The sequence below is a fragment of the Pseudidiomarina aquimaris genome, from assembly GCF_003987395.1.
GTDB classification, from domain to species: Bacteria; Pseudomonadota; Gammaproteobacteria; order Enterobacterales; family Alteromonadaceae; genus Pseudidiomarina; species Pseudidiomarina aquimaris.
This window is the reverse complement of sequence record NZ_PIPT01000005.1, coordinates 248044-254043: the sequence shown is the minus strand read 5'-3', so window position 1 is coordinate 254043 and position 6000 is coordinate 248044. Positions and strand designations below refer to the sequence as shown.

At 43.6% G+C, this 6000-nt stretch carries 5 protein-coding genes and 1 pseudogene; 3 read left to right on the top strand and 3 right to left on the bottom strand.

Going from position 1 to position 6000, the window contains the following annotated elements; genetic code table 11:
• Positions 1-126: 126 nt before the first annotated feature.
• Positions 127-399 (top strand): annotated as a pseudogene (locus CWE21_RS08245) (mercury(II) reductase); the annotation flags it as partial.
• A 100-nt stretch (positions 400-499) separates the two neighbouring features.
• On the opposite strand, the gene CWE21_RS08240 reads toward CWE21_RS08245, so the two are convergent.
• Positions 500-2290 (bottom strand): GmrSD restriction endonuclease domain-containing protein, encoded by a 1791-nt coding sequence (locus tag CWE21_RS08240; RefSeq protein WP_126833956.1) that lies wholly within the window; start codon positions 2288-2290, stop codon positions 500-502.
• Positions 2291-2925: 635 nt separating this feature from the next.
• Between CWE21_RS08240 and CWE21_RS08235 the strand changes: the two genes are divergently transcribed.
• Together CWE21_RS08235 and CWE21_RS08230 are read left to right on the top strand one after the other, a co-directional pair.
• Positions 2926-3546 (top strand): DUF6088 family protein, encoded by a 621-nt coding sequence (locus tag CWE21_RS08235; RefSeq protein WP_126772026.1) that lies wholly within the window; start codon positions 2926-2928, stop codon positions 3544-3546.
• Positions 3546-4604, top strand: a complete 1059-nt coding sequence (locus tag CWE21_RS08230) for a nucleotidyl transferase AbiEii/AbiGii toxin family protein (RefSeq protein WP_241970252.1) — start codon at positions 3546-3548, stop codon at positions 4602-4604. Before CWE21_RS08235 ends, CWE21_RS08230 begins: the two co-directional genes overlap by 1 nt.
• Before the next feature lie 611 nt (positions 4605-5215).
• Here the strand turns inward: CWE21_RS08230 and CWE21_RS08225 are convergent.
• Positions 5216-5434, bottom strand: coding sequence for a hypothetical protein (locus CWE21_RS08225; protein WP_126833954.1), 219 nt, complete (start codon positions 5432-5434; stop codon positions 5216-5218).
• Between the two features lie 45 nt (positions 5435-5479).
• On the bottom strand, positions 5480-5956 hold the full coding sequence (locus CWE21_RS08220; protein WP_198675086.1) for a hypothetical protein: 477 nt from the start codon (positions 5954-5956) through the stop codon (positions 5480-5482).
• Positions 5957-6000 lie beyond the last annotated feature (44 nt).

Below are 6000 nucleotides of genomic sequence, written 5' to 3'. Positions count from 1 at the left end.
CTCAGTGGCTTTGGCTTTATAACAACGAACGGCCTAACACGGCCATCGGAGGCATTCCGCCCAAACAATTAACGCAAGCGGTTCATTAATTCTACGAATAACTGCTGCTTAAAATGGGGGGATTACAAAAATGTCCCACGGGCATTGGTTAACTTCAATACCCAAGGGTTTATAAAAATTGTCGCAGAGAGTGGCAGCGGCCGACTGCTCGGTGTTCAAGTCGTCGCAGGAGAAGCCGGTGAGTTGATTCAAGCTGCTGTAATGGCGATAAGAGCAGGAATGACAGTCAATGAGTTGGCTGATGAGCTCTTCCCATACCTTACGATGGTAGAAGGCTTAAAATTATGCGCTCAAACGTTTACTAAAGATGTTAGCCAATTATCTTGCTGCGCTGGGTGAGATAACCTAGCTGAATCGACACTGATTTGCTAGACACCTCGCTGCCATTGAGTTTTAAACAGATTGAAGACGATCATGTAGAGTTTTCGCATCTTTAAGATCAAAGGCTGTCATAATATTCTTTGATCATTGTTGCCATTAAAACACGGCGTCCTGCTAAGAACTCTTTGTAATTTTCTGCGGTAGTATTGAATATGAGCGCAGGAATAGCATTTTCGGCTAAATTTCTCTGTAAATCTTCTTGATCACAAATTTCGCCAAGTAGTAAATTTCCGGATTCAATCTGTTCAAGAACCATTAACATGTATTCTTTCGGTGGTCGGTCTTTAATCGAGATGTTAATTGCTGTTTCGGTCAACGCAAAGTTTGCAATCTGGTTGTAATCTCCCTGCTTCGGGAATCCATGACGAATCAGGTGATTCTTTGGAATTATGTGGTGCATGTCGCCATGCCCCTCGATCATCTGTGCGATATTAATCGACTTCGAAAGGAATCCTCGCCCCCCTTTTGCAACTCTTGCTGCTAAATATGTTTGGAATGCAGGACTACGCTTGCTTGGTGACTCGAGCTCCTGAACTAAAGTTACATCCCAAAAACTATCACTTAAAACTGAGGCTTCAAGAGTGCGTAAGTATTGTTCCGCACCGTGGTCCTTAATACGTCGCAAGTCAGTTTCCCACGTGGATTCAAAGCTTCCCACGGCTCTTCCGGTCAGTAATGTCATAACGAACCAGCGTTTTACAATTCTTGCTCTCTCTCCCTCATTCAGCTGATCGTCCAGTCGAAGGCGCAGGTAAAGTGCATATGCGAAATTTAATGCATTCTTTGACCCAATCATGCTGGCATCGATATACCCAGCAGACTTGATCATCATTACAAATCGCTCGAGATGCGTCTTACTCACAAGTAGATCTAATGCTTCCGCAAAACGAGAATACGCGGCTGGAATAAGATTTTCATCAATTTTTCTCGTTTGTGGGTCAAGCCCGGATAGCTCACTAACAATTGCTCCGGCTTTACCACGACTAAATCCAACTAGACCGGCAATACGAATGACATCGGTATAGTCAGGTTGAAATAACTCGTCCGTTTGATTACTTAACCACTGAATTTTCCTAATATGCTCCGATTTTGCGAACTCTTCATCGTTCTCTTTAATATCATCAAATGCGTGCCCAGAGACCGTCAGGTGACAGAAATAATCAATTAGCTTCCGAAGATTGCGCCCTTCATTGCCGTACGTGGCAATTTTACTCATTACAAAATCAGCACTTGATAGCGGAACACCTTTGGCATTGATCCGAACGAAGATCTCTGCAACCGTTTCTACATCCAAATCGTCTGCCAATGAAATGACACCTACTTGCGCATGCTCAACAGCGGCGAGTCTCGCCGAGGCTTGTTCAACTTGGTCTTGATCAACATCTGGATTTTTAGCGAAATAATTTCTCAGAAAGCTCAGCTGACTGGAACCGGAAAAAAACTCACTAATATCGTGAATCCATTGGGAGCTATTGGTAATCGCTGGCGTTCTCGTCGCAAACTCTTCCGTTACAGGATTAAACGAAATAGCGATCCGCTTTTTTTCATAACGGTTACCAATCACCGTTTGTCCCGCAATTGCGGCCCTCAACGCTGTTACTCGTTGTTGGCCATCGATTAGTATTTGTTGATGTGCTGCGACAGCTCCCCCCTTTAATTTGGCGCCAACAGATTGCCACGTTATCAGATAACCAACCGGATAACCGTTGTAAAGTGAGTCAATTAAGTCCCTGACCTGAGATGTTTTCCAAACAAATGGTCGTTGTAGTTCCGGAATTGCTATTTTATCGCTACGAACGTCAGCAAGAATTTGACTGATCGCTGTTTGCTTTACTTCATATTTTGCCATGTCGTCCCACACTTTCTAATTTAAATCGTGAATTTGTGTGAAGAGTCCATTCGTTTCAGGACACTCATTCACAGTAAGGTGGATTATCTTTGATAGTTTCTAATTAAGTTGAGGATTACATTTTCCCTCTCAAGACATCAAGTATTAACGTTCCAGTGTAACTATCCCATCAAATAATACAGCCCACTCGTAGAGTGTCTTGTGACCTTAAAAAAGTCGGGAAAAATCAGGCCTTACCATAACTTTAGTTGATATTTTATCTAAATAAACCGAGTTTCAACTTTTCCCAGTTCGGGATCGCTGTAATCCCCCTAAGAATCGAAGCAATTTTAGGGGGAAAGTTGAATAATAGCGAAAAAATGCAGAATATGACCCAAATATTTTTACTTCATCCAACGGCCTTTCATGTCGATAAAACACGAAATAATCGACAAACAATCCTGTTGCGTCGATAGACTCGACATAGGTAAAAGTACGCATCTCGAGTCTTTAGAAGTATTTACAGCCACCGTCTTACCCTTACCCAAATAATTGGTTAGGTGGATCAAACAATCCTGACATCAATGACCATGTACATTGGGCAATTAAAGGTGTATATTTAATCAACACAGCATTTCATAGTCAGGATTATCTCAATGTCTATCACCGCACAAATTGAGTCTCGGATTGCTCGCATGAGAAAAGGTGTTCCTTTTTCCATAGAGGGATTTTATGAGCTAGGCACGGAAAGTGCTGTCCAGAAGGCTTTTAGCCGATTGGCGAAGTCAGGCGAGATTGTGCGTGTGTCAAAAGGCTTTTACGTTCGTCCTAAGTCAATAGAAAACTTACCGGGGGCGAAGGTAATGCCCAGCCCAGAAGAGGTCGCAAAAGCTTGGGCGAGAAATTACGGGTACAAACTTGTTTCGAATGGCTTTGAAGCGGCATATCGCATTGGACTGCAAACTCAGGCTCCTGCCCGAACCATTTATTGGACGAACGGCCCATCGCGTGAATTTAAAGTGGGGAATTCAACTGTTGAAGTGAAGCACGTCGCATCGAGTAAGCTTAAGTGGCTGAACCAACCTGAAGGTATGATTCTTCGAGGCCTTTCGGTGATGGAGCCAGAACACTTCAAGCCCGAGCAGTTCCGCAAGGTATTTAAGCGGTTATCGTTGACGGGAAGTGAGAAGGAGCGTGTTCTCAGCAACCTCAAGCATTCTACGCTGAATTCGCAATGGCGCCAAAAGCTAGCGCAAGTTGAGAGTGCGACAGTGTGATGGACATATTTGATTACTATAGAACTGAAGCGAAACGAGCGGAACTAAAATTAATCCTCGACTATGCAGCACAGAACTCCGCAAGAGGTTTGGCCGCTAATTTTTTAGAGAAAGATATTTGGGTAACCGAAATTTTGCGGTTGCTATACGAAGAGGATTTATTAGATAGCCATGATGTGGCCTTCAAAGGTGGAACAGCCCTGAGCAAGTGCTATAGCACCATTGAGCGATTCTCTGAGGATATTGATTTATCGATTCATTGGGCTGACTTAGCAGAATCAGATGATGAAGCTGCTGCTTGGACGCAGACAACACGGAATCCGAGTCAGCAACGTAAATTTAGACGTGAGCAGAGAGAGCGTTTAGAAGGCTGGACCAACGAGTTTGTTCAAAGATTGAATAGCAGACTTTCAGATTATGGCATTGAGGGACTCAGCGCTGAAATTGAAGAAGACTCTGGTGGTGAGAAAATCGACGTTCACTTCCCACATGTGGCATTCCAAGATGATTCTTATCAGTTAGAGCATATACTGCTCGAATTTGGCGGCCGTAATCGGGGCCGGCCGACGGTTTCTAAACCGGTAACGACTTACCTCTCAGAAATAGATGCGGTTGCAGGGTCCCATACGTTACCGATAGCTACAGTAGAGGCTTACCACCCCGATTACATTATTTGGGAAAAGCTAACCGCACTTCATCAATTCTGCACGCAAGAGAACTCGCCTGATACGGTGCGGTTATCCAGACATTGGTATGATGTAGACTGTATTCTGCAAAATCTCTATGAAGGTTCGTACCAAAACATGAAAGCACTGCAGGACGTGGTAGCGATGAAGTCGGCAAGGTGGGCTACTCGAGGCGTTTTCTTTGAAGCCATTCTTTCCGGTGAGCTGGTGTTAATTCCAACGGGGCGGCTGCTCGAAGATATCAAAAAAGATTACGACCAGTCCGTAAGCGGTGGAATGTTCTTCAGTGCCCCTGATAGCTTTGCTGATATTATTGAGCGTTTAGCCGAACATCAAGACCTAATTAATCGCTTTTTGAACGAACGGCGTTAGTTCCGATATTTGGAATAAAGCGATCTCGTTTGTTGGCATTATTAAATTATAGGCTAATCTACACACCTAAAGTCCGGTTAAAAAGTGGAATTTTTTCCACCTAAAAACTCAGGATTTTTCGGATGTTCAGAATTTTTTGTCGCGAGGCAAAGGTCAAAAATTGAAATTCCGGCGTCGGTTTTCTGTGACTAACTTTGTCATTAAATGGTCTCAAAAGTGCCGATTTTGATGCCAAACAAAAAGCCACAACACCGTTTAAACCCTTACCACGCCTAGCTTTAACGATTTACCACCGAACCCGAGACTGCCCTCCGGAGGCAGAGGCCGCAGGTTCGACTCCTGCCGGGTGCGCCATTTTTACTGGCCTGTATCGCATCTTCGTGTCTTTATAGTGCCGATAACTCAAAAAGTCCCACAGTTAGTCCCACACTTTTGTAATTTTCGCTGATTTGTCTTGGTGCTGTCGTTTTGTCTTTTTATGGTGTCCTGGGACATGGATTTGTCGTTTGGGACAGGACAACGACGGCTTTAGTAAAACCACAATATTTATAGGATTCGTAGTTTTATCCTGAGCCCAACTGCTTAATACTCTAATAATTCAACCTAAGATGTTAGGTAAAAAGCAGATATAAGAACAGTAGAAAGATACCACCCACTATCATCTTGAACACCGCGGGTGATACGTATTGTGTCGCCCATGCCTCAGCTTTGGCGAAAAACATATCAGCACCTTTCTCGCCCACCGTCACCCACATACAAGCTTGACAGTGCCCTTTATCGTAAAGCTTCTCAGCTGGCTTGTTACAGCTTTTGCATTTTTTTACTGCCATGTACATTTTCCTTTTTATTACATGCAAAATTCATTCATCAAAACGCTATGAACTTGATTTTATTATCTTGATGTTAGCTTGTTTGAATCTTGCAAAAGTGTCTTCGCTATCGAGGTGCCAACCCTCTGGCATGGTCGATTTTAGCCCAAGCTCTGAATCTAAGCGTTTCGCCTCTTCTTTGGTGATGGTCACGATTTTCCAGTGCTTTTGAAGGAATCCTGCAATTTCATCATCGGAATATTTTCCTTCTTTTATGAACGAGAAACACTCTCTTATCATTAGCGCGCACGGCACTACGTGTTCTGGGTGAGTTTTCACGCCCTCCTTAACAGCTTCAGAATGAGCGCAATGAACGTAGCGTTGCTCTGGGTGTAACACATAATTGAAAATACGAGAATGAACACACTCAATGTTCGATTCCACTTGATCTCGAAAAAGCGACACTAAAGCTTGGCATGCTCTTAAATGCACTTCCTCTGGGGTAAGCTTCGCCGTATTCATAATTCCCTGCTCCTTATCCATTGTTCTCTTGCCTAAAATCCATGGTCAAATAGCAACATTACCAT

Coding starts and splice junctions, on each gene's coding strand:
- CWE21_RS08240 (WP_126833956.1), bottom strand. CDS start 2,290: ATGGCAAAATATGAAGTAAAGCAAACAGCGATCAGTCAAATTCTTGCT.
- CWE21_RS08235 (WP_126772026.1), top strand. CDS start 2,926: ATGTCTATCACCGCACAAATTGAGTCTCGGATTGCTCGCATGAGAAAA.
- CWE21_RS08230 (WP_241970252.1), top strand. CDS start 3,546: ATGGACATATTTGATTACTATAGAACTGAAGCGAAACGAGCGGAACTA.
- CWE21_RS08225 (WP_126833954.1), bottom strand. CDS start 5,434: ATGGCAGTAAAAAAATGCAAAAGCTGTAACAAGCCAGCTGAGAAGCTT.
- CWE21_RS08220 (WP_198675086.1), bottom strand. CDS start 5,956: ATGGATAAGGAGCAGGGAATTATGAATACGGCGAAGCTTACCCCAGAG.